This window comes from Streptomyces sp. NPDC040405 (assembly GCF_055595765.1).
Genome location: NZ_JBVIVI010000006.1, coordinates 22313 through 48340 on the forward strand (window position 1 = coordinate 22313; position 26028 = coordinate 48340).

24 protein-coding genes are annotated in these 26028 nt (G+C 72.7%); 13 read left to right on the top strand and 11 right to left on the bottom strand.

Annotation, left to right across the window (positions count from 1 at the left end):
- Positions 1-23 precede the first annotated feature (23 nt).
- On the top strand, positions 24-2096 hold the full coding sequence (locus ACZ59A_RS24480) for a 3-hydroxybutyrate oligomer hydrolase family protein (RefSeq protein ID WP_470961932.1): 2073 nt from the start codon (positions 24-26) through the stop codon (positions 2094-2096).
- On the opposite strand, the gene ACZ59A_RS24485 is transcribed toward ACZ59A_RS24480, so the two are convergent.
- Entirely contained in the window at positions 2093-2518 is a 426-nt protein-coding gene (locus ACZ59A_RS24485; RefSeq protein WP_470961935.1) for a MerR family transcriptional regulator, read from the bottom strand. The two genes, ACZ59A_RS24480 and ACZ59A_RS24485, sit on opposite strands and share 4 nt — an antisense overlap.
- A gap of 53 nt (positions 2519-2571) precedes the next feature.
- Between ACZ59A_RS24485 and ACZ59A_RS24490 the strand changes: the two genes are divergently transcribed.
- Complete coding sequence (locus tag ACZ59A_RS24490; protein ID WP_470961938.1) at positions 2572-3522, top strand: SDR family NAD(P)-dependent oxidoreductase; 951 nt, start codon at positions 2572-2574, stop codon at positions 3520-3522.
- A 184-nt stretch (positions 3523-3706) separates the two neighbouring features.
- Here ACZ59A_RS24490 and ACZ59A_RS24495 read toward each other — a convergent pair whose 3' ends face one another.
- From ACZ59A_RS24495 to ACZ59A_RS24525, 7 genes are all read right to left on the bottom strand, one after another.
- The gene (locus ACZ59A_RS24495; protein WP_470961941.1) at positions 3707-4771 is read right to left on the bottom strand and encodes a zinc-dependent alcohol dehydrogenase family protein; all 1065 of its coding nucleotides are present in this window, start codon (positions 4769-4771) and stop codon (positions 3707-3709) included.
- Between the two features lie 58 nt (positions 4772-4829).
- Complete coding sequence (locus ACZ59A_RS24500; RefSeq protein WP_470961944.1) at positions 4830-5627, bottom strand: SDR family NAD(P)-dependent oxidoreductase; 798 nt, start codon at positions 5625-5627, stop codon at positions 4830-4832.
- A gap of 98 nt (positions 5628-5725) precedes the next feature.
- Positions 5726-6076 carry a hypothetical protein gene (locus tag ACZ59A_RS24505; protein ID WP_468044173.1) on the bottom strand — a complete coding sequence of 117 codons (351 nt, stop codon included), beginning with the start codon at positions 6074-6076 and terminating at the stop codon, positions 5726-5728.
- Between the two features lie 62 nt (positions 6077-6138).
- Positions 6139-7308, bottom strand: coding sequence for an amidohydrolase family protein (locus tag ACZ59A_RS24510; protein ID WP_470961947.1), 1170 nt, complete (start codon positions 7306-7308; stop codon positions 6139-6141).
- Between the two features lie 3 nt (positions 7309-7311).
- Positions 7312-8781: a type I glutamate--ammonia ligase gene (locus tag ACZ59A_RS24515; RefSeq protein ID WP_470961950.1), complete on the bottom strand. Its 1470-nt coding sequence runs from the start codon at positions 8779-8781 to the stop codon at positions 7312-7314.
- A 141-nt stretch (positions 8782-8922) separates the two neighbouring features.
- Complete coding sequence (locus ACZ59A_RS24520) at positions 8923-9909, bottom strand: ABC transporter substrate-binding protein (RefSeq protein WP_470961953.1); 987 nt, start codon at positions 9907-9909, stop codon at positions 8923-8925.
- A gap of 55 nt (positions 9910-9964) precedes the next feature.
- Positions 9965-11164: a CdaR family transcriptional regulator gene (locus tag ACZ59A_RS24525; protein WP_470961956.1), complete on the bottom strand. Its 1200-nt coding sequence runs from the start codon at positions 11162-11164 to the stop codon at positions 9965-9967.
- 173 nt (positions 11165-11337) lie between these two features.
- Between ACZ59A_RS24525 and ACZ59A_RS24530 the strand changes: the two genes are divergently transcribed.
- From ACZ59A_RS24530 to ACZ59A_RS24540, 3 genes are read left to right on the top strand one after another with little or no spacing between them, the layout of a single operon-like run.
- A complete protein-coding gene (locus ACZ59A_RS24530; RefSeq protein WP_470961959.1) occupies positions 11338-12738 on the top strand; it encodes an MFS transporter in 1401 nt (466 codons plus the stop codon).
- Entirely contained in the window at positions 12735-14027 is a 1293-nt protein-coding gene (locus ACZ59A_RS24535) for an NAD(P)/FAD-dependent oxidoreductase (RefSeq protein ID WP_470961962.1), read from the top strand. Before ACZ59A_RS24530 ends, ACZ59A_RS24535 begins: the two co-directional genes overlap by 4 nt.
- 21 nt (positions 14028-14048) lie before the next feature.
- Positions 14049-15197, top strand: coding sequence for a glycoside hydrolase family 88/105 protein (locus ACZ59A_RS24540; RefSeq protein WP_470961965.1), 1149 nt, complete (start codon positions 14049-14051; stop codon positions 15195-15197).
- A 56-nt stretch (positions 15198-15253) separates the two neighbouring features.
- On the opposite strand, the gene ACZ59A_RS24545 is transcribed toward ACZ59A_RS24540, so the two are convergent.
- Together ACZ59A_RS24545 and ACZ59A_RS24550 are read right to left on the bottom strand one after the other, a co-directional pair.
- A complete protein-coding gene (locus ACZ59A_RS24545) occupies positions 15254-16345 on the bottom strand; it encodes a PQQ-dependent sugar dehydrogenase (RefSeq protein WP_470961968.1) in 1092 nt (363 codons plus the stop codon).
- A 20-nt stretch (positions 16346-16365) separates the two neighbouring features.
- The gene (locus tag ACZ59A_RS24550) at positions 16366-17172 is read right to left on the bottom strand and encodes a hypothetical protein (protein ID WP_470961971.1); all 807 of its coding nucleotides are present in this window, start codon (positions 17170-17172) and stop codon (positions 16366-16368) included.
- Positions 17173-17484: 312 nt separating this feature from the next.
- Between ACZ59A_RS24550 and ACZ59A_RS24555 the strand changes: the two genes are divergently transcribed.
- The 7 genes from ACZ59A_RS24555 to ACZ59A_RS24585 all read left to right on the top strand — a co-directional run bounded on the left by ACZ59A_RS24555 (position 17485) and on the right by ACZ59A_RS24585 (position 23841).
- On the top strand, positions 17485-18999 hold the full coding sequence (locus ACZ59A_RS24555) for a glycoside hydrolase family 28 protein (protein WP_470961974.1): 1515 nt from the start codon (positions 17485-17487) through the stop codon (positions 18997-18999).
- 74 nt (positions 19000-19073) lie between these two features.
- Entirely contained in the window at positions 19074-19214 is a 141-nt protein-coding gene (gene pqqA / locus ACZ59A_RS24560; protein ID WP_468044149.1) for a pyrroloquinoline quinone precursor peptide PqqA, read from the top strand.
- A gap of 11 nt (positions 19215-19225) precedes the next feature.
- Positions 19226-20128: a pyrroloquinoline quinone biosynthesis protein PqqB gene (gene pqqB, locus ACZ59A_RS24565; protein ID WP_470961977.1), complete on the top strand. Its 903-nt coding sequence runs from the start codon at positions 19226-19228 to the stop codon at positions 20126-20128.
- Positions 20125-20838, top strand: coding sequence for a pyrroloquinoline-quinone synthase PqqC (pqqC, locus tag ACZ59A_RS24570; RefSeq protein WP_470961980.1), 714 nt, complete (start codon positions 20125-20127; stop codon positions 20836-20838). The genes pqqB and pqqC overlap by 4 nt, the downstream gene beginning before the upstream one ends.
- Positions 20835-21101: a pyrroloquinoline quinone biosynthesis peptide chaperone PqqD gene (gene pqqD, locus ACZ59A_RS24575; RefSeq protein ID WP_470961983.1), complete on the top strand. Its 267-nt coding sequence runs from the start codon at positions 20835-20837 to the stop codon at positions 21099-21101. Before pqqC ends, pqqD begins: the two co-directional genes overlap by 4 nt.
- Complete coding sequence (gene pqqE / locus ACZ59A_RS24580; RefSeq protein WP_470963106.1) at positions 21089-22210, top strand: pyrroloquinoline quinone biosynthesis protein PqqE; 1122 nt, start codon at positions 21089-21091, stop codon at positions 22208-22210. Before pqqD ends, pqqE begins: the two co-directional genes overlap by 13 nt.
- 86 nt (positions 22211-22296) lie before the next feature.
- Entirely contained in the window at positions 22297-23841 is a 1545-nt protein-coding gene (locus tag ACZ59A_RS24585; protein WP_470961986.1) for an SDR family NAD(P)-dependent oxidoreductase, read from the top strand.
- A gap of 43 nt (positions 23842-23884) precedes the next feature.
- On the opposite strand, the gene ACZ59A_RS24590 is transcribed toward ACZ59A_RS24585, so the two are convergent.
- On the bottom strand, positions 23885-25150 hold the full coding sequence (locus ACZ59A_RS24590; RefSeq protein WP_470961989.1) for a glycosyltransferase family 4 protein: 1266 nt from the start codon (positions 25148-25150) through the stop codon (positions 23885-23887).
- Positions 25151-25323: 173 nt separating this feature from the next.
- Here ACZ59A_RS24590 and ACZ59A_RS24595 point away from each other — a divergent pair, with 173 nt between their 5' ends.
- Positions 25324-26028: a response regulator transcription factor gene (locus ACZ59A_RS24595; protein WP_470961992.1), complete on the top strand. Its 705-nt coding sequence runs from the start codon at positions 25324-25326 to the stop codon at positions 26026-26028.

A 26028-nucleotide genomic window follows, 5' to 3' on the forward strand; every position in this document is an offset into this window, starting at 1 on the left:
CGCCCCGAGGAGGAGCCTCCGCGATGCCATCCGTACGCCGTACGTCCGCGAGTCTGCTGACCGCCACCCTGACCGCGGCGCTCCTCACCCCCGCCGCCGGGGCGGCGGAGGCGCTGCCGCCGCCCGGATTCCACCACCTCACGTCCGTCCACTACGACGGCACCGGCGATGATCTGCTCACCGCCGGGCTCGGCTTCGACGGGCTGCGCGGCCCGCTGCCCGCCCCCGCCGACCCCGACCGGCCCACCGCCGCCGAACTGCGCCGCCAGGCGATCTGGGCGTCCGCCGGGATGGCGGCCGGGTCCGGCGGCGGACTGGGGCGGCTGTACGGGGCCAGCGTCGACCGGGGCCGCCCGCTGCCCGGCGACGGCCGGATCGCGGGCACCGAGTACCGGGCGGTGGCGGGGCGCGGTGCGGACAGCGTGAGCTTCGTCGTCCAGGTGCCGGACACCTTCGACCGCGCCCGGCCCTGCGTGGTGGCCGCGCCCGCGACCGGACTCGGCGGCGTCTACAGCATGGTCGGCACATCCGGGGCGTGGGGGCTGCACCGCGGGTGCGCGGTCGCCTACACCGACAAGGGCATGGGCCCGGCCTTCGACGATCTGCACTCCGGCACGGTCATGGCCTACGACGGTACGACCGGGCCGCGCACCGCACTTGGCAGTCGCAGTGCCTTCGGCGCCGGGCTGACCGACGCCGAGCGGGCCCGCTTCGACGCCGCGCGCCCGTATCGCGTGGCGTACAAGATGGCCCACTCCCGGACCGATCCGCAGGCCACCTGGGGCCGCGATGTGCTGCGCTCGGTGCGGCTCGCGCTCGCCCTCCTCAACCGCGACGAGCGCGGTGGCGCGCCCCGCGGCGGCTACACCGCCGCCACCACCACGGTCCTGGCCGCCGGCGTCTCCAACGGCGGCGGCGCGGCCGTCGCCGCGGGCGAGGACGACCGTACGGGGCTCATCGACGCCGTCGTCGCCTCCGAACCGCAGATGAACCTCGCCCCGCTGAACGGCATCCGGGTGCGCCAGGGCGGACACGCCGTCCCCGCGGCGGGAATGCCACTGATCCGGTACAACTCCCTGGCCTCGCTGCTCCAGCCGTGCGCCGCGCTCACCGAGCCCTCCGCGCCGGGCTACGCCACCCTGGACGTCCCCGCCGCGCGCCGCCGGTGCGCGGCGCTGGTCGGCGACGACCCGCGGCTCATCCCGCGCCGCGACGCGGAGCGCGTGGGGGAGGGCGGTCTGCCGCGGCTCGCCGCGCGGGCCCTCGTACGCGCCGGATACCAGCAGCGGTCCGGGTACCTGCAGCTCTCGCACTACGATCCGCAGACCCCGGCCTCGTACGCGATGAGCTACGCCCGCGCCTCCGTGGACGACGCGCTGTGCGGATACGGGTGGGCGCGGACCGACGACTCCGGCACCCCGGTGCCCTACCGCCGCTCCGAGCTGGCCGCCGCCTTCGGCACCAGCTCCGGCCGGGCGCCCGCCCCGGGGGCGCTGATCGACGAGAACGCGCCGGGCGGGCCCGTCGCCGACAGCAAGTCCCGTGGGGCGGACGGCCGTCACGACTACAACCTGCGCGGCGAGCGCTGCGTGTACCGGCTCGCCTTCCCCCAGCCGGGCGGCGAGGGGCGGGGCTGGGCGGGGCGGCTGGCCACCGGGCTGGACGCCACCCGCCGCAGCGGCGATCTGCACGGCAAACCGGCGCTCATCGTGCACGGCCGGGACGACACGAGGGTGCCCGTGAACCACAGCTCGCGGCCGTATCTGGGACTCAACGCGCGTGCCCAGCAGGGGAGTTCCACGGTCAGCTACGTCGAGGTCACGCACGCCCACCACAGCGACGCGCAGACGCCGGGGCTGGACAACCGGTATGTCCCGCTCGGCTACTACTACCAGCAGGCGCTGGATGTGATGTGGCAGCGCCTGCGGGGGCGCGGCGGGGAACTGCCGCCCAGCCAGGTGGTGCGCACGGTGCCCCGGGGCGGCGAGCCGGGACACGCCCCCGAGCTGACGCGGGCCAACGTCCCCGCGATCGCTGCCGATCCGGCGGCGGGGGACCGGGTGCGGGTCGTACGGGACACCGTGCGCGTGCCCTAGGGGGTGTCCGGCGCCGTCGGGGACCACACCCCGGCGGCGGTTCCCTCGCGCACATGCCGCTCGTAGACGGCCACCTTGGTCTGGATGACGTCCAGACAGGCGCCGAGTTCGTCCATCTTGGCCCGTACGTTCTCCTCGTGCTCGCGGAGCAGCGCGAGCCGGTCGGGCTCGTTGCCCGGCCCGTGGCGGACCAGCTCGGCGAACCGCCGGATCGTCGCGATCGGCATGCCGGAGGCGCGCAGCCGGTCGCACAGCGCGAGCCAGTCCACGTCGGCCTGCCCGTAGATCCGCTGCCCGCCGCCGGACCGGGGGATCTCCCGCAGGAACAGCCCCTCGCGCTCGAAGAACCGCAGCGCGTGCACGCTCAGCCCGGTCGCCTGGGCGACCTTGCCGATGCTCAGGCCGTGTTCGTTGTCGCTCATCGGCGAAACCGTACCTTGACCTAGCGCGCGGTCCAGGTTTTAGCGTCCTCCGCATGATCACGAAACAGCGGAAGCTCCCCTCCGGATACGGTGCGCACAGCACCGCCGACGACGTTCTCGCCGGGGCCGACCTGACCGGCACCACCGCCCTGGTCACCGGCGGATACTCCGGGCTCGGCCTGGAAACCACCCGGGCCCTGGCCCGCGCCGGGGCGCGCGTCATCGTCCCGGCCCGGCGGACCGACACCGCCCGGGACGCCCTGCGAGGCACGCCGGGGGCGGAGGTCGGCGCGCTCGACCTGGGCGATCTGGAGAGCGTGCGCGCGTTCGCCGACCGCTTCCTCGACACCGGTCGCACGCTCGGCATCGTCATCAACGGCGCCGGTGTGATGGCGTGTCCGGAGACCCGCGTCGGTCCGGGCTGGGAGGCCCACTTCGCCGTCAACCACCTGGGACACTTCGCGCTCGTGGGCCGCCTCCGCCCCGCCCTCGCCCCCGGCGCCCGCGTGGTGTCCGTGGCGTCGTCCGGCCACTTCCTGAGCGACATCCGCTGGGCGGACCCGCACTTCCGCACCGGCTACGACCGCTGGCTCGCCTACGCCCAGTCCAAGACCGCGAACGCCCTGTTCGCCCTGCACCTCGACCGCCTCGGCGCGGACAGCGGCCTGCACGCCTACGCCGTACACCCCGGCAGCATCCTCACCCCGCTCCAGCGCCACATCCCGCGCGAGGACTGGCTCGGTCTTGGCTGGGTGACGCCGGACGGCGAACCGGCCGATGGCTTCAAGACGCCGCGGCAGGGCGCGGCGACGGCCGTCTGGGCCGCGACCTCGCCCCTGCTCGACGCCCACGGCGGCGCGTACTGCCAGGACTGCGACATCGCCGAGCCCGCCACCACCGACGACATGCTCATCGGCGGGGTGAAGCCCTGGGCCACCGACCCCGAGACGGCCTCGCGGCTATGGGACCTGTCCAGCGAACTCACCGGCGTGAGCGCGTTTTGAGGCCGCCCGCGTGGCCGAGGCCACGCGCCCCGACGACGCCGTCGCCCATCTGGAGGCGATGGCGCTCGCCGCACCGCGCGCGGCGCTGGCCGCGCTGCTGGAGCCGGACCGGGAGAGCCTGCGGCTGTGGTCGGCACCGCCGCGGGGTCAACGGCCAAGTGATCGGCCGGAGTTCGCCGTTGCGTCAGCGGCCGGACGACGGGCCGCGGTGGGGCTCTATGACCGTCACTCCGCCCCTGGCCGCCGATGGCAGCGTGGACAGGGCCTCGGGGACGGCGTCCAGCCCTATGACGTCGGTGACCAGCAGATCCGGCCGCAGTGTCCCGGCGTCGACCATCTCCATCATCGGCCCGTACGCATGGGCGGCCATGCCATGGCTGCCCAGCAGCTGGAGTTCGAGGGCGATGACCCGGTCCATCGGGAGCATCGGCTTTCCGGCGGCCGGGGGCAGCAGGCCGATCTGGACGTGACGGCCGTGGCGGCGCAGGCTGCCCACCGAGGCCGCGCACGTACGGGGGGACCCCAGGGCGTCCACGGAGACATGGGCGCCGCCGCCCGTCGCGTCCGCGACGGCCTCGGCCACCGAGCCCATGGTGGAGGACGCGTCCACGCAGACCGCCGCGCCGAAGCGGGAGGCCAGGGCGAGGGCCCGGGCGGAGATGTCGACCGCGACGACCCGCGCCCCGCAGGCCGCCGCGATCATGATGGCGGACAGTCCGACCCCGCCGCATCCGTGCACCGCGACCCATTCGCCCGGGGTGACCCGGCCCTGGGTCACCACTGCCCGGAAGGCGGTCGCGAAGCGGCAGCCGAGCGAGGCGGCGGTGGTGAAGGGCAGTTCGTTGCGGATGCCGACGAGGTTGACGTCGGCGTTCTCGACCGCGACGTATTCGGCGAACGACCCCCAGTGGGTGAAGCCCGGCTGCGTCTGCCGCTCGCACACCTGCTGGGCGCCCTCCGCGCACGCGGCGCAGCGCCCGCAGGCGCAGACGAACGGCACGGTGACCCGGCGGCCGGGGCGCCAGTTCAGCACGTCGGGGCCGACCTCCTCGACCGTGCCCGCGAGTTCATGGCCGGGGACGTGCGGCAGCCGGATGTCCGGGTCGTGGCCCATCCAGCCGTGCCAGTCGCTGCGGCACAGCCCGGTGGCCTCGACGCGGATGACCGCACCGCGCCGGGAGGGGGTGGGATCCTCGACGGTCCGTATCTCGGGCCTGCGCCCGAAGTCGTCGAACACCACAGCACGCATAACCCGCTCCCTCGCTCGAACACCCGGTGGGGTCGACCGAACCTACACCACGGCGTGCTCAGCGTTTGTCGCGCTGTCCCTCGGCGAGTTGCCGGGACGTCTGCCCGGCGCCCGCCTGGCGCTGGGCGCGCTCGGCGAGGGTGGGGAAGAGGCCGCCGAGCGCGCTGCCGAAGCGCAGTTCCAGCGGGGCCACGTTCACCTCGGCCCGGTTCCGCTCGATCGCGCGGACGGTGGCGGCCGCCACCCGGCGGGTGGTGATCGTACGTACACCGGGAGGCGTGGACGCGCCGGAGTCGGCGAACATCCCGGCGTCACCGACGAACCCGGGCTGCACCAGCGTGACCCCGACGCCCGTGCCGTGCAGGTCCTGCCGAAGCCCGAGCGCGAAGCCGCGCAGCCCGAACTTGGCCGCGTTGTAGAGCGCGGCGCCGGGGGAGGCGGTACGGCCCGACAGCGAGCCGATCATCACCAGCTGCCCGGACCCCGCGGCCACCATCCGCGGTGCCATCAGCCGGGACAGCAGCAGCGGGGCGCGCAGATTGACGTCGAGGGCGCGGTCGAGGTGGTCGGTGTCGCAGCCCAGGACGTCACCGCTGGAGGGCAGCGCGGCGTTGGCGATGAGGATGCGGGTGTCCGCCGCCTCCGCCTCCTCGGCGAGCCGCTCCACATCGGACCGGTCGGCCAGGTCGGCCACGATCGGACGGGCGCCGAGCCGCTCGGCCAGCGGCCGAAGCACCTCCTCGCGGCGCCCGGTGAGCAGCAGCTTGGCGCCCTTGGCGGCGAGAGCCCGGGCGAGGGTCTGCCCGATGCCCCCGGTGGCTCCGGTGAGCAGGACGGTGGTGCCGCTGATCCGCATGCGTTCTCCTCCGGCGACGCTGCCATGACAGGGACGGTGACCTGCGCGTCGTCACACGCGCGATTCCCCCACGCCGAACCGTACCCGCCGGTAAGCGCTCACGCGCCCCCGGGATCCATGCCGCTGGCCCGGGCTATCGCCTCGACCTCGCGCCGGTCGTGCTCCTGCTGATGGCCGAGGTCGACCACCAACTGCAGCCCGTGCGGCCCCAGCAGACTGGTCAGCTGGGCCAGCTCCCGCCCGAGCGCGGGGGTGAACAGGTCCCGGTCGTGCGCGGTGAACGGCACGTTGATACCGGTGGAGCCCGAGGACCGGCCCACGATGGCGTCGTTGATGCCGTGCAGGATGCGCAGCAGCAGATCGTACGACGCGGGGTCGAGGCGCGACTGAAGCTCGGTCAGATGGAGCGCGAACTGCTCGGCGCGCTCCAGGAATTGGTCTTCGTCCATCCCACCATCGTGGCGAAAACTATGGCCGAGCGCCCCGAGAACCGGGGATTTTGCGGCCAAGGCTAATGATCACGGGTGATTGTGCTGCCGAGCCCGTACACTCGGCGCGCGTTGTCCGCGCCGAGGAGCGCCGCTACCCGCCCGGCGTCGCCGCTCGACCACGCGCCCTCGCGCACCCACTGCTCCAGCAGCCCGGACAGCGACTCCTGGAACAGCCGCGCGCCCACCACGTACAGCTCGGGCAGTCCGTAGGCGTCGGTGGAGAAGAGCACCTTGCCGAAGGGGGCCAGCTCCAGCATCTCGGCGAGCACCGCCCCGGCCCGCGCCCCGGTGTGGGTCAGGGACAGGCCGACATCGGCGTAGACGTGCGGGAAGACGGCGGCGAGGTAGGCCGCGCCGCGGTGGTACGGATAGCCGTGCAGCAGGATCAGCGAGCAGCCGGTGGGGCGTACGGCGCGGATGAAGTCGGTGAGCGCCAGCGGATCGCAGCGGTCCAGCCGCAGATCCGGATCGCCGAAGCCGGTGTGCAGCTGGAGCGGCAGCCCGGTGTGGGCCGCGGACCACAGCAGATGGCGCAGCAGCACGGGGTCGGTCACCCGGGCGGCGCGCGCGCCGCCCTCGGCACGGAGGGCGAGCCAGCGCTCGGCCGCGGTGTGCACGGCGGTGGGGGCTGGCGGGTCGGGCTCGAAGTGGAGCCCGTAGCGGTAGGCGGCCACCGATTTGAAGCCCGCGGCGGTACGGGCGGCCTCCCGGATCCCGTCGGCGAGCCCGGCAAGGAAGTCGTCGGCGCTGCGCGAGGTGTCGGCGGTCCGCTCCGCGAGGTGTTCCAGCCGGACGATCTCGTGGGCGGTGCCCCCGGCCGCCGCTGCGAGCTCGTCCGGGGTGGTGAGATCGCCGGGGAGGCCGGTGTCGACGAGGAATTCGGTGATCCCGGCGGCGCTCAGCAGCCGCCGGTTGACCTCCCGCGTCCCCAGCTCCCGCCGCCGGGCGAGGTAGCGGGCGGGCGGGCAGTGCGGCTCCAGCCCGAGCAGCGGCGGGCACCATCGGCGCACCGCGAAGCCCAACTGGCTGTCGAAGAAGGTGGTGCCGAGCGCGGCGGGCGCGTCGGACTCGCTCAGGAACGCCTCGAACGCGGCGGCGTCCAGTTCGCGGCGGGCCACCCCATGACAGTGGTGGTCCACCAGCGACGGCGCGGACGGCCCGGTCGGCGCCGTCCCCTCGGCGGAGTGCATCGTTCAGTACCGTCCCCGGGTCGCGGCCGCGATCTCCTGCGGGGTGGCCTTCTCGAACAGCGCCGCCTCGGCGCGGCGTACGGCGGCGACGGCCTCGAAGAGCGGATCGCCCAGCGCCTCGCGCAGTACGCCCGAGTCCTCGAAGTGCTCCAGCGCGGCGAGCAGCGAGGTGGGCAGCCGCCGCTCCCGGCCCGTCTCCGCCGGGTCGCCGGACACCGGTGGGGGCAGGGTGAGCCCGGCGTCGAGCCCGGCGAGCCCGGCGGCGATGACCGCGCCCGTCACCAGATAGGGGTTGGCGGCCGGGTCGAAACACTTCACCTCGGCGTTGGCGGCGCCCGGGTCGTCCGGGGCGCCGGTGATGAAGCGCAGCGCGGCCTCGCGGTTCTCCAGCCCCCAGCACTGGTACGCCCCGGCCCAGCGGGAGGGTTCGAGCCGCAGGTAGCTCGCGGGGGAGGGGGCGCCGAGGGCGAGCAGGGCTGGCAGGGCGCGCAGCACTCCGGCGAGGAACGCCTCGCTGGTCGCGGTCATGCCGTGCGGTCCGTCCCCGTCCCGGCACAGATCGCGGTCGCCCTGCCACAGACTCAGATGCAGATGGCCGCCGTTGCCGACGGTGCCTGCCTCAGCCACCGGGCCGAACAGCGGGGTCAGCCCGTGCCGTGCCGACACCCCGCGAATCGTCTCGCGGACGAGGACGGCGAGATCGGCGGCGCCCACCGGGTCCGCGGGCGCCACGGACACCTCGAACTGCCCGGCCGCGTACTCCGGATGGAGCTGCAGCACCTCCACGCCCTGGGTGTGCAGCGTGTCGAGCACGTCGGCGAGGTAGCCGGAGAGGTCGACCAGGCGCGCCATGCCATAGGCCGGGCCCGTACCGGCGTAGGCGGGGCCCGTACCGGCGTAGGCGGGGCCCGTACCGGCGTAGGCGGGGCCCGTACCGGCGTAGGCCGGGCCCGTACCGGCGTAGTGCGGGTGAGGGCCGGGCGTGTCGCGGGCGGGGTGCGACGCGCCGGTGCCGTCCCTGGTGACGACCCACTCCGTCTCGAACCCCATGCGCAGCGCGATCCCCCGCCCCCGCGCCCGCTCGGTCATCCGGCGGGCGAACAGCCGCTGACAGGCGGGGTGTTCCAGGCCGGACTGGGCGTAGCGGTCGACCGGTGCCCAGGCCCAGCCGGGCTGGGCGGCCAGCACCGTGAGCCGGTCGAGATCGGGGAAGAGCCGCAGATCGCCGTCGGGCCCGCCGATATGAGGGCTCGTCGTCATGGAGTCGTCCACGAGATACACATCGAAGACGGGGGACATCCCGACGCCACGCCGGGCGCTGTGGGCGAGCCGCCCGGTGGGCACGGACTTGACCCGGGTGAGTCCCGCGTTGTCCACCCAGGTCAGCGCGATGCCATGGATGCCCTGCGCGGTGAGCCGGTCGGCCTCCTGCCGCGCCCGTGCCTGTGCCTGTTCGCGATCGCCCGTCCCCATGGGCTACCTCCTCCGCCGCGGCCTCTACGCCGAGACTATTGCCTGCGGAGGGCATTATGGTGACGGATTGTCCCGATCGCATACGGGGTGTGACGGTGGGATATGCCTTCCCCATAACCGTCGCGAAGGTCCGGGTCCGCCTCAGCGGCGGCCCAGGTGCTCGGTGATGTCGCGCAGGACGACACGCGCGGCGGTCGGCCCGGCGTTGAGGTACCAGGGGTCGTCGTCCACCGTGACGGCGTGTCCGGCGCGCACCGCGTCGAGCTTCTTCCACAGGGGATTGGAGAGATAGGCACCCGCGTCCGTCTTCCCGGGCCGTCCCTGGATGGAGTAGAAGATCCAGTCGCCGTCCATCTCGGGGATCCGCTCACCGCTCAGATCCTGCGATATGTCGTCGAAGGCTTGCGACTTCGGGCGGCCGAGCCCCATGTCGTCGGCGATGGTGCCGGTGAAGGACTTCCCGCCGAACATCCGGACCCGGTCCGGGTTGAACCGCACCATGGACAGCTCGGTGTCCTTTCCGCCCAGCTTCCCGCCCTGCCGTGCGGCGTCCTTCTCGAAGCGGCCGACGAGCGTCCGCGCCCGGTCCCGCTCGCCGACCGCGTCCGCGACGGTCAGCAGGTCCTTCTTCCAGTTGACCCCGCGGCCCTTGGTGACGACGGTCGGGGCGATGGCCGACAGGGTGGGGTACAGGTCGCCCTGGGTGCTGTTGACGAGGATCAGATCGGGCTTGGCCGCCGCGAGCTTCTCCATGGCGGGGGAGTTGCGGGTGCCGATGTCCGTCATCTTCGCGAGCGCCTTCGCCTTGCCGGGGAAGGCGTCGCGCAGATAGTCCGGGACCAGTCCGGCGTTGTCGGCGCGGGTGGTGGCGGCGGGCACGAGGCCGAGGGTGAGCAGATCGTCGAGCTGTCCGGTGCTGATGACCGCGATGCGCTTCGGCTTCGCCTTGACCGGTGTGCTGCCGAGCTCATGGGCGACGGTGCGGGGGAAGGAGCCGTCCGCCTGCCGGGCGCCGGGCCGCGGCGTGGACGCCGAGGACGAGTCCGCGGACTGCGCGGGGCCGCAGCCGGTGAGGACGGTCGCGGCCAGGGCGGCGGCGAGCAGGGGGAAGAGACGGGGGGTGCGCACGACAACTCCAGGGGGCTCAGGTAAGCCTTACCTTAGCCTGTCGTGGCGGGTGTGCTCAGCGCTCCCTCGTGGGGGCCGTGTTCTCCTGGAGGATGTCGGTCAGGCAGGCGAGATACATCTCGATGGCCCGGGCGGGCTCCCGCACCTGTTTCCCCGACAGCTTCCCGATCTTCTCCAGCCGGTACAGGAGCGTGTTCCGGTGGATGTGCAGCTGTTCCGCGCACCGCACCAGATGAAACCCGCCTTCCGCCCAGCCGATCAGCGTCTCCCGCAGCGTCGGCCAGTCCGGCTGCTCGCGCAGATCCCCCAGTACGGCGTGGGTGAAGCGGGCCCGGCCGTGGCGCGGCGCGGATCCCAGCAGATGCGGTATCCGCAGCTCGGCGGCGGTGAAGACGCGGTCGCCGGGGAAGACGGCCGGTCCGGTGCGCAGCGCGGTGGCCGCGTCCCGGTAGGAGTGGTGCATCCCGGTGGTGCCCGTGCCGGGCTCGCCGACGGCCATCCGCCCGCCCAGACCGTGCCGGTCGCGCAGCAGCGAGAGCAGCTGGCCGCAGGCGTCGGCGAGCCGTCCCGGGGCCGTCCGCTCCCCATGTGCCGCCGCCAGTACGACATACCGCCCCGCCGTCTGCTCGCCCGCCACGTCCTGCCGGTCCCGGAACACCTCCCGTACGGTCCGCAGCACCGTGATCCGGGAGACCGCCGCCGCGCCCTCGTCGGCCGCGCGCACCTCCAGCAGCAGCGCCGCCCGGGCCGCCCCGGGGGCCAGGCCCAGTTCCACCGCCCGGGCGTCCACCGCCCCGGCGTCGACCACCTCGGGGTCGTAGAGCGCGACGTCCCGTACGAAGTCGTCGACCGCCCGCTCATGGAGCATCCGCGAGCGCAGCAGCGCCGCCTCCTCCAGCAGGATCTCGGCCTGCCGCTGCACCACCAGGCCGAAGCGGTGCACCTCATCCGGCCCTCCGGTCAGGCAGACCGTGCCGATCACCTCCTCCCCGACGGTGATCGGCAGGCTCATCCCGGGCCGCACCCCGCGCATCCGCCTGGCCTGCCCGGCGGTGTGGGTGGCGGGCCGTCCGGTGCGCAGCACCTCCAGCGACGCCTCATGGACGGTGCCGATGCGCGCGGGGTCGCCGCAGCCGATGACGACCGCCCCGGGATCGGTGATCAGCACATTGAAGCCGGTGATCCGGCCGATGTCATGGGCGATCTCCTGAGCCAGCTGCGGGGTCAGGACGGGGTGGCCGCCGAGAGGGTCCATGGGCGGATCGTACAAGTGAAACCGCCAGAGTGCGGAGGGGTACGTACGCCTCGCACGATGACCATGTGCCCGGCGGTGCCTACCGTCTTCCGACATCAGTACCGGGCGCCTCGCGACCGCCCGGCCACCCGTCCTCCTCCTCCCCAGGAGCACTTCCTCCGGAGACGGCCCATATGAGTACAGCTTCCCTTGAAAAGTCCCGTCCGACCCGCACCCACTGGCTCATCACGCTCTACGCGGGCGGCGGCGAGTTCTGCGACGGCTACATCCTCAGCATCATCGGCGTCGCGCTTCCGCTGCTCACCGCCGATTACCACCTCAACTCCTTCGACTCCGGCGTCGTCGGATCCGCCTCCCTGGTCGGCATGTTCGCCGGTGGCCTGATCTTCGGCTATGTCACCGACCGGGTCGGGCGGCAGAAGGTCTATCTCTTCGACATCGCCGCGTTCATCGTGCTGTCCGCGGCCCAGTTCTTCGTCAGCGACCCATGGCAGCTCACCGTGCTGCGCTTCCTCATGGGCATCGCCATCGGCGCGGATTTCGCCATCGCGGGCACCATCGCCTCCGAGTTCGCGCCCCGCAACTCCCGGGGCCCGCTGCTGGTCATCATGGTGACCATGTGGTCGGTCGGCGCCGCCGTCGCGTACGTCGTCGGCTGGGCGATGATGTCCTCCGGCCACGACAACTGGCGCTGGATGCTCGCGAGCAGCGCCATCCCGGCCGTGCTCATCCTCCTGCTGCGCTTCGGTACGCCCGAGTCCCCGCGGTGGCTGCTCAGCAAGGGGCGTACCGCCGAGGCCGAGGCCGTGCTGAAGCAGATGCTGGGCCCGGACGCGAGCGTGGCCGACCTGGAGGCGGACACCGCCTCGCGCACCCGCTACGGCGACATCTTCCGCGGCGCCTATCTGCGCAGGACCCTCTTCATCAGCGTCTTCTGGGCGTGCCAGCTCCTGCCCATCTACGCCATCACCACCTACGAGCCCACCATCCTGTCCTCCTTCGGACTGGCCGACGGCAACGACTCCTACCTGGGCTCGGTCGTGGTGCAGATCTTCTTCGTCCTCGGCTCGCTGTCCGGGATCCTGGTGGTCAACAAGGGGCGGCGCACCCTGCTGCTGTGGAGCTTCGGTCTCTCCGCCGTACCGCTGCTCGTCCTCGCCGCCCTCGTACACCCCTCACCGGCCGTCGTGGTCGTCCTCTTCGCGGCCTTCGGCGTGGCCGCCTTCTCCAGCCAGTGTCTGCAGGCCATCTACCCCTCCGAGCTGTTCCCGACCGGGGTGCGCGCCACCGCCAACGGCTTCGCCACCGGCATCAGCCGGGTCGGCGCCGCCATCGGCACCTGGGGAGCGCCCGTCATCCTCGCCCACAGCACCCGGCTGGCGATGCTTCTCGGCGCGGTCATCTGCGCCATCGGCTGGGCCGCGTCGTATGTGCTCGCGCCGGAGACCAGCGGGCTGTCCCTCGCCGACGCCAGCTCGGCGGACCGCGACGGTGACCTGCGCGGCCGCCCCCGCCTCCGCCGCGACGCCTCCCCGGCCACCTCCCAGCCGCACGCCGTGAAGGAGCCTTCATGACCTCGCTCGGCAACCCGCCCTCATCGGTGACGATCGTCGGCGGCGGAGTCGTCGGCCTGGTGTGCGCGCACTACCTCAGCGCCGCCGGACTGCGGGTCACCGTCCTGGAGCGCGACCGGCTGGGCAGCGGCGCCTCCCGCGGCAACGCCGGGGAGGTCTGCCCCGACCTGGTGGAACCGCTCGCCGCCCCCGGCGTCATCGGTACCGCACTGCGCGGGATGCACCGCCCGGACAGCGCCCTGGCCGTCCATCCGTCGACCAACGCCGAACTGCTGCGCTTCCTCGTGCGGTTCGGGCTGCGGGCCACCTCGCGCCACTACGACCGCGGCGCGAGCGCGCTCGGCGCGCTCGCGAAGGGCACCTTCGGGCTCTTCGAGGAACTGGAGGCGCTCGGCGTGGACGGGGAGGCGCACAAGGACGGATTCCTGTTCGCCTTTCCGTCCCGCGGCTACGCCGCCAAGGCGCTCACCGCCTTCCGCCGGCTGGACGCGCCCATCGCCGCGGGCGGGCTGCTCACGGGGGCCGCCCTCGCGGACACCGAACCCGCGCTCACCGACGGCGCCCGGGCGGGCTTCGTGGTGGACCGCCAGTGGTCGCTGGACCCCGGGCTCTTCGTGGACCGGCTCGCCGAGCGGCTGCGCCGCCAGGGCGTCGAACTGGTCGAGGGCGCCCGGGTGTCGGCCGTCACCGACCGGGGCGGGCGCACCGAGGTACGGACCTCGGCGGGGACGTACCGGAGCGACGCGGTGGTCGTCGCCGCGGGCATCTGGTCCCGCGAACTGGTCCGCGGGCTCGGCGTGGACATCGACCTGGTGGCGGGGAAGGGCTACAGCTTCTCGGTGGCGGCCGAGCCCCCGCCGTCCCGGCTGGTGCACCTCGGCGCGGCCAAGGTGGTGCTCACCCCCATGGGCAAGCGGGTCCGGGTCGCCGGGACGATGGAGTTCGAGCGGGACACCGACCGGTTCCGGCGGCGGCGCGTCGACGCCATCGTCGCGGCGGCCCGCCCGTATCTGCGCCACGCCGACTGGGACGACCTCCAGGAGGAGTGGGTGGGGCCTCGCCCGATGACCCCCGACGGGCTGCCGCTGATCGGTCCGGTGCCCGGCCACTCCCGGGTGCTGCTGGCGACCGGCCACAACATGCTCGGGCTGATGCTCGCGCCCGCGACCGGCCGGCTGGTGGCCGGATTGCTGACGGGGGATGCGGATCCGGCCCTTTCCTCCGCGTTTGACCCGGTACGGCAGGTGCGCCGCTATCCTTGGCGTGTACATGGCGCTTCCGTGGGCTGACACACGAGGAGAGAGCTACTCATGATCAGACGCAGGACCGTACTCGCGAGCGCGTTGGGCATCGGCGGCGGCGTTCTGCTGCCGGGGACCGGGGTGGCACACGCCGCCCGGACGGACTGGTCGCGGGCGGTGGTGGACTCCACCATGGCCCGCTACCCGGACCCGGCCTCGCTCGGCGGCTGGGGCTACACCCGGGGGCTGTTCCTGCTGGGGGCGTACCGCGTCTACCAGCGGGTCGAGGAGCCGTCGTACCTGGCGTACATCAAGCGCTGGGTGGACGCCTTCGTGGACGCCGACGGCCATATGAGCCGCACCTTCGACAACCTCGACGCCATGCAGTCCGGCAACCTGCTGCTGATGCTCCACCGGGAGACCGGCGACGCACGCTACCGGACGGCCGCCGACCAGATCCGTGACCGCTTCGCCACCTACCCCCGCACCGCGGACGGCGGCATGTGGCACGCCACCGGCAAGAGCAACGAGCTGTGGGGCGACGGCGTCTTCATGGCGCAGCCGTTCCTGCTGCGGTACGGCCTCGCGTACGGGGAAAGGAGCTACGCGTACGAGGAGGTCACCCGGAACCTCTCGGTGTACTTCCGCCACCTCAAGGCGCCGAACGGGCTGATCTACCACGCCTATGACGCGGACGGCGACGCCCCCTGGAGTCCCGACCCCGCCACCGGCACCTCCGCCCACTTCTGGGCGCGGGCCATCGGCTGGACCGCGATGACGCACATCGAGGTGCTGGAGACGCTGCCCGCCCGGCATCCGCGCCGCGCCGAACTCATCGGCAACGTACGGCACTTGGCCAAGGGGTTCCTGCGCTACCAGGACCGGGCGACCGGCCGCTGGTTCCAGGTCGTGGACAAGGCGGGCGAGCCGGGCAACTGGACCGAGACCTCGGCTTCCAGCATGTACACCCTGATGCTGCACGCCGCCCTGGGGCACGGCTGGATCCGCGGCGGCGCCTACGAGGCGGCGGTGCGCCGCGGCTACCGGGGCGTCCTGGACAAGGTGACGGTCGACGCGGACGGGCTGACCAGCATCGCCGACATCAGCGAGGGCACCAACGTCGGTGATCTGGCGTACTACCTCGGCCGCAAGCGCAACACGAACGACCTGCATGGGCTGGGCGCCTTCCTGCTGATGAACGAGCGGCTCGCGTACTGACGCGCGGATGCGGCCGCGCTCCGCGGAGCGCGGCCGCACCCACGGCCCGTGGCGCGCTACTTCAGCTCGACCTGGAACACCTTGTCCGCGCCGTCCGGCTCGCCGCCGTTGTTGTCGGCGTTCGTCGTGGACAGCCACAGCGTGTTCTTGCCGGGCACCGTCTCGACGGTGCGCAGCCGCCCGTACGAGCTGGTGTAGTACGCCTTCGGGGTGCCCGCGCTCGTCCCGTCGACCGGGATCTGCCACAGCCGTTCGCCGCGGAGCGCCGCCATGTAGAGCGCGCCGTCGGCGTAGGTGACCCCGCTGGGCGAGGCGTCGCCGACGGACCACTGGCGCTTGGGACTGGTCATCCCGGAGGTGGAGCAACTGCCCTCGCAGGTGGGCCAGCCGTAGTTCTTGCCCGCCTCGATGAGGTTGAGTTCGTCGTACTTGCTGTTGCCCAGCTCCGCTTCCCACAGGCGGCCCTGCGGGTCCCAGGTGAGGCCCTGCGGGTTGCGGTGGCCGAGCGAGTAGACGAGGGTGCCGAACGGGTTGCCGGGGGCGGCCTTGCCGTCGGTGGTCATCCGCAGGATCTTGCCGTTGAGCGAGTTCTTGTCCTGGGCGAGGTCGGGGGTCTGGGCCTCGCCGGTGGTGGCGTACAGATAGCCGTCCGGGCCGAACTTGAGGCGCCCGCCGTTGTGGTACTTGTTCTTCTTGATGCCGGTGACGAGCGCCTTGTAGCCGGTCAGCGAGGAGCCGTCGTAGGTCATGCGGGCGATGCGGTTGCCGTCCGACGCCGTGTGCATGAGGTAGACGTAGTGATCGGTGTTCCAGTTCGGGGAGACCGCGAGCCCCATCAGCCCGCCCTCGCCGCTGGTCGTCACGACGTTGGGCACCGTGCCCACCTGGGTCCTGGTGCCCGACTGGGTGAGCTTGAAGAGTTTGAACGAGTCCCGCTCGGTGATCAGCGCCGAGCCGTCCGGCAGCCAGCTCAGCCCCCAGGGGATCGACCAGCCGGACGAGACGGTCTTGATGGCCGAAGGGGCCGAAGAAGCCGAATCGGCCGCGGCCGGTGCGGCGTTGCCGGTGCCCGCCTGGGCGAGCAGCAGCCCGGCGGTGAGTGCGGTGGTGGCGGCCGCGGCCACCAGGGTGTTCCGACAGCTCTTCATCGCGTGTCCTCCTACTGGAGCTACTGGAGCTTGTACGCCTTGAAGTTCCGGGTGAGCAGATACGTGGTCTGGAGGCCGCCGCTGTTCAGGCTCCGGTAGATGCCCCACTTGGGCCGCAGATAGTTCTTGCCGCGCCACAGGTCCAGGCCGGTGCGCTTGTACGAGGCGGTCTTCTTGCCGTCGGTGGTCACCGACCAGTCGGCGTACGCGCCCGAGTCGGCCGCCTTGACCTCGACCGACACATCGCTCCAGGCGCCCTGGAGCGGCGACATGTCCGCGGCCCCGGCCTCGGTCAGGTTGTCGTCGTCGTCCGAGGTCCGCAGCTCGACCTTCGGGCCGTCCCCGTGCTGGTGCAGCGACATGGTGAACAGCGGGGCGGCCACGTCCCCGACCTTGATCTGCATGATGTGGGTGAAGCCCGTCGTCGCGTCGAGCGTGTCGGGCACGTACATCTGGTACTGGATCCGCCAGGTCTCGTTCTTGAGGATCTTGACGGCGGAGCCGTCCTGCTTCATGCCCCGGACCTCGTTGCGCTGGCGGTCGGTGCTGGTGTCCACGTCCCGCGGGTAGTGCATGTCGGTCCGGAAACCGCCCTGGTAGGGGTAGATGTGGGTGGTGCCCGGGTGGGAGTCGGCGCGGTCGTCCTCGGCGCCCTCGAAGGCGCTGGCGACACTGGCCCCGGACGCCGGGCTCCACTTCAGGCTCCAGGACGCGGCGGGCGCCTGCGGGGAGCGCTCGGTGCCGTAGGCGACCGCGGCCGGAGCGATGAGCGCGGCGGTGGCCGCGAGGGTGAGGGCGGTGCGCGGTAAGAGCGGTGGGCGCTCCATCAAGGATTCTCCTGTCTCATCCTTGTTCACTTCCGGAGGTCACCTCGGAAGTCACTTCGGGGGACTGTGAAGGTAGGAGGTGTGGCCTCATGAGTCAAGGAATGGTGTGGACCAGGAAGGCGCTCATTCCGGTCCTCCTGCGCTCCGAACCCTCAACTACCTGCACATTCCGCTTGTTTCGCTGAATCGCGCACTGCATGTGCATCACAAGAGATCGGAGGATTTTGGATGCACGCTTATTGACCGGACACCGACAGACCGTGACGCTGCAACAGAACGGCACCCGGCCGCACCCCCGAGAAGGAGCCGCCCATGGCCCGCAGACCGCGTCGCCGATGGACGTGCCTGCGCCTCGCTGCCGCCACGGCGGCCGGGGCGTGTGCGCTCGCCGCGCTTCCCCCGGCCGCCGCCGCGGCCCACGCCGCCCCCAGGACGTACGACGTGCGCGACTACGGGGCCACGGGCGACGGCGCGACCCTGGACGACGACGCCATCGACCGGGCGATCGACGCGGCCGCCGCCGGTCCCGGCCGGGGCACCGTGCTGTTCCCGCCCGGCACCTACAAGTCCCGCACCCTCCACCTCAAGAGCGATCTCACCCTGCACCTCGCCAAGGGCGCGACGCTGCTCGCCGCCCCCGGCGGCATGGACGAGGCCGAGCCCAACCCCTGGGACGCCTACCAGGACTTCGGCCACAGCCACTTCCGCAACGCGCTGCTGACCGGCGAGAACATCCACCACCTCGCCATCACCGGCTCCGGCACCCTCGACGGCGAGGGCCTGGGCACCAGCAACACTCTGGAGCCGGGCGTCGGCGACAAGATCCTCTCGCTCAAGCGCTGCGCCGACCTCGACATCAAGGACGTCACCTTCACCCGCGGTGGCCACTTCGCGCTGCTGCTCAACGGCTGCGACGGCGTGACGATGACCCGTACCAAGGTGCTCACCAGCACCGACCGGGACGCCGTCAACCTCATCAACAGCCGCCATGTCGACATCGGCCACTCCCGCATCGAGGGCCGGGACGACGGCGTCGTCCTCAAGAGCGACTACGCGCTGGGCCGGACCTACACCAGCCATGACATCCGGGTCCATGACTCCGATGTGCTGTCCACGGAGAACAACGCCCTCCAGTTCGGCTCGGAGACCTGCGGCGACTTCCGCGACATCCGCTTCGACCGGCTCCGGATCGGCGGCGGGGGCAAGGCGGCCATCGGCATCGTCTCCATGGACGGCGCCGACATCGGCGACGTCCGCTACTCGGACATCACCATGACCAAGGGCGCCACCCCCGTCTTCATCAAGATCGGCGACCGCAAGCGCTGCCCGGGCGCCCCGTCCGCCGGGCGGATCCACGACATCGCCTTCACCGATGTCACCGGCACCGGACTGACCCACCCGGTGACGGGCGTCGACTACACCAGCACCATCACCGGAGCGCCCGGCGCGGACGTGGAGGACATCACCTTCGACCGGGTGCGGCTGACCGTGCCCGGCGGCCACCCCGCCTCCGACGCGGAGCTGGTCCCCGGCGAATACCTCACCGACTACGTCCCCAAGACGTACGGAGTGCGCCCCTCCTACGGCTGGTGGATCCGGCACGCCAAGGACATCACCTTCAAGAACAGCGCCGTCCGGACCGACGCGGGCGACGACCGGCCCGCGTTCATCGCGGACGACGGGGTAGCCGTCACCCTGGACCGGGTCACGGCCCAGCGCGGCGCCGCCAGCCCGTACGACGTGGGCTTCAGCGGGGTCGCCCGCCCCGTGGTCCGGCACAGCACCACCACCGACGGCGAGAGCTTGCGGATCAGAACCACCGGCTGACCGCGCCCGCCCGACCCCTGCGACACCTCTCGTGACCGGCACACCCATCGGAAACCGGAAGGCAGGTCAACACCATGAACGAGACCGTGCGGCAGACCCCCACCACGGCGGACCGGACACCGCCCGCCCCCGAGGAGACCGCCTGGCAGACCCCCGACTACGTGGTCGTCGAGACCGCGCTGGAGGTCACCGCCTACTCGCTGAACGCCCGCTGACGGCAGCCGCCATGCGCGTACGTGTGCTCGGCACCGCGGCGGGCGGCGGCGTACCCCAGTGGAACTGCGCGTGCCCCGGATGCTCCGGGGCACGCGCCCACCCGGAGCGGCGCCGCCGCCACGCCTCGCTCGCCGTACGGGCCGCCGAAGGCCACTGGTACCTCGTCAACGCCACCCCCGACCTCGGCGACCAGATCGAGGACTGCCCCGAACTCCACCCAGGACCCGAACCGCGCCGCACCCCGCTGGCCGGGGTGATCCTCACCGACGCCGAACTCGACCACACGCTCGGCATCGCCCGGCTGCGCGAGGCGGACGGCGTGGAGCTGCACACCACCGCCGCGGTGCGCCGGGCCCTGACGAGCGGACTCCACCTCGGCGACGTGCTCGCCCCCTACACCCGCCTCGACTGGCACGAGCTGTCGACCGAAGCCGCCCGCCCGGCCGCCCCCGATGCCTCCTTCACCCTCTCCGCCGTCCCCGTCTCCGCCAAACGCCCCCGCTACGCGGCCGAGTCGGGCGGCCCCGACGACGACGCCTGGGTCGTCGCCCTGCGGCTGCGGGACCGCGCCACCGGCCGCTCCCTCCTCTACGCCCCCGCCCTCGCCGCCTGGCCCGACACCTTCCAGCGGGCCGCCGAGGAGGCCGACTGCGTCATCGTCGACGGCACCTTCTGGGACGACGAGGAGCCCCGGCGCAGCGGCTTCAGCTCCCGCACCGCCACCGCCATGGGCCATCTGCCGATCGACGGACCCGGCGGCACGGCGCGGCGGCTCGCCGCACTCGGCGCCCGCACCCTGTACACGCACCTCAACAACACCAACCCCCTCAACGACCCGGCCGCGCCCCAGCACGCGGTGCTCGCCGGACGGGGCATCGAGGTGGCCGCCGAAGGGATGGTGATCGAGTTATGAACCACTCGCCCCGGACCCGGAGCCTCGAAGAGCGGCTGCGCGCCGTCGCCCAGGAGCGCTACCACGACCGGCACCCCTTCAACCTCCGCATGCACGCGGGCGAACTCACCCCCGCCGAACTGCGCCGCTGGATCCTCAACCGCTTCCACTACCAGCGCCACATCCCCGTCAAGGACGCGCTCATCACCGCCAAGCTGGACACCCCGCGGCTGCGCCGGATGTGGCTGCGCCGCATCCGCGACCACGACGGCGCGGCCGAAGGCGAGGGCGGCATCGAGCGGTGGCTGCGGCTCGGCGAGGCCGCCGGTATCGGCCGGGACCGGCTGCTGACCGGCGCCGACGTGCTGCCCGGGGTGCGGCTCGCGGTCGACGGTTACGTCAACTTCTGCCGTCTGGGCACCCCGCTGGAGGCCGTCGCCGCCTCGCTGACCGAACTGTCCGCCCCCGGCATCATGCGCACCCGCATCGAGGCGTTCGAACGCCACTACCCCTGGATCGAGCGCGACGGGCTCCGCTACTTCCGGGACCGGGTGAGCCAGGGCGGCCGGGACAGCGCCGAAGCCCTCGACCTCGTACTGACCTGGGCCCGCACCCCCGAGGACGAGGAGCGGGCGGTCGCGGCGCTGACCTTCAAATGCGAGGTGCTGTGGTCCCTGCTGGACGCGGTGGAGCACGCCGACACCAAGGACGCGGCGGGGGAGGGGACATGACGGCCCCGGTCACCTGGCGCCCGGCCCTGGCCCCCGCGGTGCGTCTGCGCCACGACCGGGTGCGGGAGGTGGACCTGCTGGTGCTGCCCGAGCGCGTCGTGGTCCTGCGGGGCACCGCTGGAACCGTGCTGCGGCTGTGCGACGGCGACCGCGACCTCGACAGCATCGTGGCCGAACTCGCCGAGCGCTTCCCCGGCGCCCCCGTGGCCACCGAAGTCCCGGCGTTCCTGGACCGGATGCACGAGGAGGGCTGGATACGGTGACCGCCGACCCCCCGACGACCGCCCACCCCCGCCCCTGGGCACTGCTCGCCGAGCTGACCCACGGCTGCCCGCTGCACTGCCCCTACTGCTCAAACCCGCTCCAACTGGTGCGCCGCTCCCGCGAGCTGACCGGAGAGGAGTGGGAGCGGGTGCTGCGCCAGGCGGCGGAGCTGGGCGTCGTCCACACCCATCTGTCCGGCGGCGAGCCGCTGCTGCGCCGGGATCTGGAGGCGATCGTGGCCGCCGCCGCGTCCGCCGGGCTCTACACGCAGCTCGTCACCAGCGGCGTGGGACTGGACCGGGCCCGGCTGACGGCGCTGACCGGCGCCGGGCTGCACAGCGTCCAGCTCTCCGTCCAGCATGCCGACCCCGGGGCCTCCGACCGCATCGCCGGACGCCGCTCGTTCACCGCCAAGGAGCGGGCCGCCGCCCTGGTACGGGAGGCGGGCCTGCCGCTGGGCGTCAACATCGTCCTGCACCGCGACAACCTCGACGCGCTGGACGCCCTCATCGAACTGGCCGTGAGCTGGGGCGCCGACCGCATCGAACTCGCCAACACCCAGTTCTACGGCTGGGCCCTGCGCAACCGCGACGCCCTGCTGCCCGCCCGCGACCAGCTCACCCGGGCCCGGGAGGGCGTCGCGCGCTGGCGCGAGAAGCTCGGCGCCCGCACCGAGCTGGTGTGGGTCCTCCCGGACTACTTCGAGGGCGTCGCCAAGCCCTGCATGGGCGGCTGGGGCGCGGTCTCGCTCACCGTCGCGCCCGACGGCACCGTCCTGCCCTGCCCCGCCGCGGCCGCGCTGCCCGGCCTCGACCCGCCGAACGTCCGCGACCACACGCTCGCGTGGATCTGGGACCACTCCGGCGCCTTCAACCGCTACCGCGGCGAGGAATGGATGGCCGAACCGTGCCGCTCCTGCTCCCGCCGCGCCGAGGACTTCGGCGGCTGCCGCTGCCAGGCGTACGCGCTCACCGGGGACGCCGCCCGTACCGACCCGGCCTGCGCGCTCTCGCCCGATCATGGCCTGATCCGCTCGCTGACCGGCCCCGCTGCGGCCGCGGAATCCCCGCCTCCGGGCTATACATACCGCGGGTACGGGAGGAGGTGAGACCGCCCCGGTTTGGCGCAACCGTCCCCGCTTCCCTACAGTTCGGTCGTTAACCAGGGAGAACAGACCAGAAAGCGGCAGCGGCGATGACGGTGACTGACGACGGCCGGACCGAGTGGACGGAGGCCGGGCACACCGGCGCCGGGCACCCGGAGCCCACGGCGCCCCCGGAGCCCGGGGAGCCCGGGGAGCACGCCGGGCCCGGCATCGACCCCGAGCGCCTGGCGACCTGCCTCAGCGTCCTCGAGGAGCTGGACCGGCTGCCCGTCGACCACCCCGACGCCATCACGGTGCGCCGGGCCACCTCCGGCATCTACCGCACCGTGAAGCAGCGCAGGCGCTCGGAGCGGCGGGCCGCCAAGACCGCCAACGACAAGAAGGTGACCGAGGCCACCGCCACCGGCGCCGCCGACCGCATCGACGACGAGACCCTGGGCCGCGCCCTCACCAGCTCGGTCAGCACCGAGATCGCGGGCATCCTCGCGCGCCCCCGCTCGTGCTACGTCTGCAAGACCCGGTACGTCGAGGTCGACGCGTTCTACCACCAGCTCTGCCACACCTGCGCCGCCGAGAACCGGTCCCGCCGCGACGCCCGCGCCGACCTCACCGGCCGCCGGGCGCTGCTCACCGGCGGCCGCGCAAAGATCGGCATGTACATCGCCCTGCGGCTGCTGCGCGACGGCGCCCACACCACCGTCACCACGCGCTTCCCGAGCGACGCGATCCGCCGCTTCACGGCGATGCCGGACAGCGCCGAGTGGCTGCACCGGCTGAAGATCGTCGGCATCGATCTGCGCGACCCCGCCCAGGTCATCGCGCTGGCCGACCAGGTGAGCGCCGCGGGACCGCTGGACATCCTGATCAACAACGCCGCGCAGACCGTGCGCCGCACCCCGCAGGCGTACGCGGAGCTGATAGCGGGCGAGTCGGAGCCGCTGCCCGCCGGGGAACTGCCCGAGTCCGTGGTCCTCGGCGCCTTCGGCAGCGGCTCCCAGACGGCGCTGCCCGGGCCGCGCACGGAGCGGGACGGGGCGCTGACCGCCCAGGACCTCACCGCCCTCGCCCTGACCAGCGGCTCCGCCTCGCCCGCCCGGATCGAGGCGGGCACCGCGATCGACGCGGGCGGGCTCGTCCCGGACCTCGACCCCACCAACACCTGGATCCAGCGGGTCCACGAGGTGGATCCGGTCGAGATGCTGGAGGTGCAGCTGTGCAACGAGACGGCGCCCTTCATCCTGGTCAGCCGACTGCGCCCGGCGATGGCCGCGGCGCCCGCCCGGCGGAAGTACGTGGTCAACGTGTCCGCGATGGAGGGCAAGTTCGAGCGCGGCTACAAGGGCGCGGGCCATCCGCACACCAACATGGCCAAGGCCTCGCTCAACATGCTCACCCGCACCAGCGCCCGTGAGATGTTCGAGTCCGACGCCATCCTCATGACCAGCGTCGACACCGGATGGATCACCGACGAGCGGCCGCACCCGGACAAGATGCGGCTCGCGGCCGACGGCTTCCACGCCCCGCTCGACCTGGTGGACGGCGCGGCCCGGGTCTACGACCCGATCGTCCGCGGCGAGCAGGGCGAGGACCTGTTCGGCTGCTTCCTCAAGGACTACGCGCCGACCAGCTGGTGAGCCGGGCGGCCGGGCCGGGCGGCGGAAGGCGCCCGGCCCGCGCTCACGCCTTCGCGCTCGTCCCGCCCGCCGCGGGCACACGGCGGCGGAAGGCGCGCTTCCAGCGGCGTACCGTACGGCGGTAGCGGGCCCGCAGCCGGACCTTGGCGCGCTCCCAGGAGCGCGCGAACCGGCTCGACGTCAGCTCCTCGAAGAGCTGCTCGTAGCGCACGGCGATCGGCTCCGGGTCGTATATCCGCGCGCTCTCCAGCGCCGCCGCGGCCATCGCGCGGCGGCCCGGCGCGTCGTCGATCAGATCCAGCAGCGCCTGCGCCATGGCCTGCTTGTCGCCCATGGGTACGAGCCGCCCGGTGACCCCGTCCTCGATGATCTCGGCGGGGCCCAGCGGGCAGTCCGTGCTCACCACCGGCACCCCGCAGCGCATCGCCTCCACGATCGTCATCCCGAACGACTCGGCGTCCGAGGCGACCGCGACGATCGACGCCTTGGCGAACTCCTCCTCGATCGGCGAGTGCGGCCCCATCAGCTCGGCACTCGCGGTCAGCCCCAGCTCCTCGATGCGCTCCTGCAGCGAGTCCTTCCGGGAACCACCGCCGTAGATCCGCAGCCGCCAGTCCGGATGCTTGGGCGAGACCTCGGCGAAGGCGTCTATCAGCAGGTCGAAGCGCTTGCCGCGGACCAGCCGCCCGGCCGCCGCGATCACCGGCGCGGTGCCCGGGGAGGGCTCGGCGACCGGCTCGGGGACGCTGTTGGGTATCGCGAGCGTCCACGCCCCCGGCAGCGGCATCTTCGCCCGGTACACCGCCGCGTCCGCCTCCGTCGTGGTGACGACGGCGTCCAGCGTGCGGTAGTACGGAGCCAGCTCGGCCCGCAGCTTCTTGCTGTGCGCCTCGTACCGCAGATGCTCCTGCGCGATGCGCAGCGCCTTGCGCGGGCCGAAACGGGCCAGGTACACATTGACGCCCGGCCGGGTGCCGATGATCACGTCGGCGTCGCTGCCCTCCAGATACCGGGCGATCCGCACGTCCATCAGCCGGTTGTACTGGTGGTTCCGCTTCTCGTGCACCGGAAAGTCCCGGGTGGGCTCGGCGAACAGCGGATCCCGCGCGTCGAGGCCGCCGGGACGGGTGTCGACCAGCGGCACCAGCCGCACCCGCGGGTCGAGCGTGAAGCGCGGCGTCCCCCGGTGGCGCATCATCGAGACGATCTCCACGTCGTGGCGCTCCGCGAGCGCCGCGGCGAGGTTCAGCGTGGTGCGTATCGTTCCGCCGATCCCATAGGCGTTGTGCAGCAGGAATACGATCTTCATTCGGTGTCTCTCCGGCCGGTGGCAACACCGGGGCGCGATCCCCCCGGAACGTACTGGGTACCCTGTCCCGGCTCGGTAAGCCGGTCGCGTGGATACGGTGAGAGCCGGGTAAGAACCGCAGCTCCACAGGGGTCCGGGGGATCGCTCCCGGTAGGTCTTGGCAGACTCGTCGGGTGACCAACACCGTGCTGCTCGCCGAGGACGACCGTGCCATCCGCCATGCGCTGGAGCGTGCCCTGACGCTGGAGGGATACCGGGTCACCGCGGTGTCCGACGGTGTCGAGGCCCTGGCGGCCATCCACCGGGAGCATCCGGACGTGGTCGTGCTGGACGTGATGATGCCGGGCGTCGACGGCATCCAGGTGTGCCGGGTGCTGCGCGCCGAGGGCGACCGCACCCCCGTCCTCATGCTCACCGCGCGGGTGGAGACCGCCGACCGGATCGAGGGGCTGGACGCGGGCGCCGACGACTACGTGGCCAAGCCGTTCGAGGTCGACGAGGTCTTCGCCCGGCTGCGCGCACTGCTGCGCCGCGCCGCCCCCGTACCGGAGCCCGCGGCGGAGGGCGCCGCCTACGACGCCACCCTTGGCGTCGCCGACCTGCGGCTGGACCCCTCGGCGCGCCGGGTGTGGCGCGGCGGTACGGAGCTGGAGCTGACCCGCACCGAATTCGACCTGCTGGAGCTGCTGGCCCGCAACGCGGGCATCGTTCTTGATCATGCCACGATCTACTCTCGCATCTGGGGCTATGACTTTGGCCCCGGATCGAAGAACCTGGCCGTCTACATCGGCTATCTGCGCCGCAAGGTCGACCAGCCCGGACTCACCCCGCTCATCCACACGGTGCGCGGCGTCGGCTACACCCTGCGGGAGGAGTGA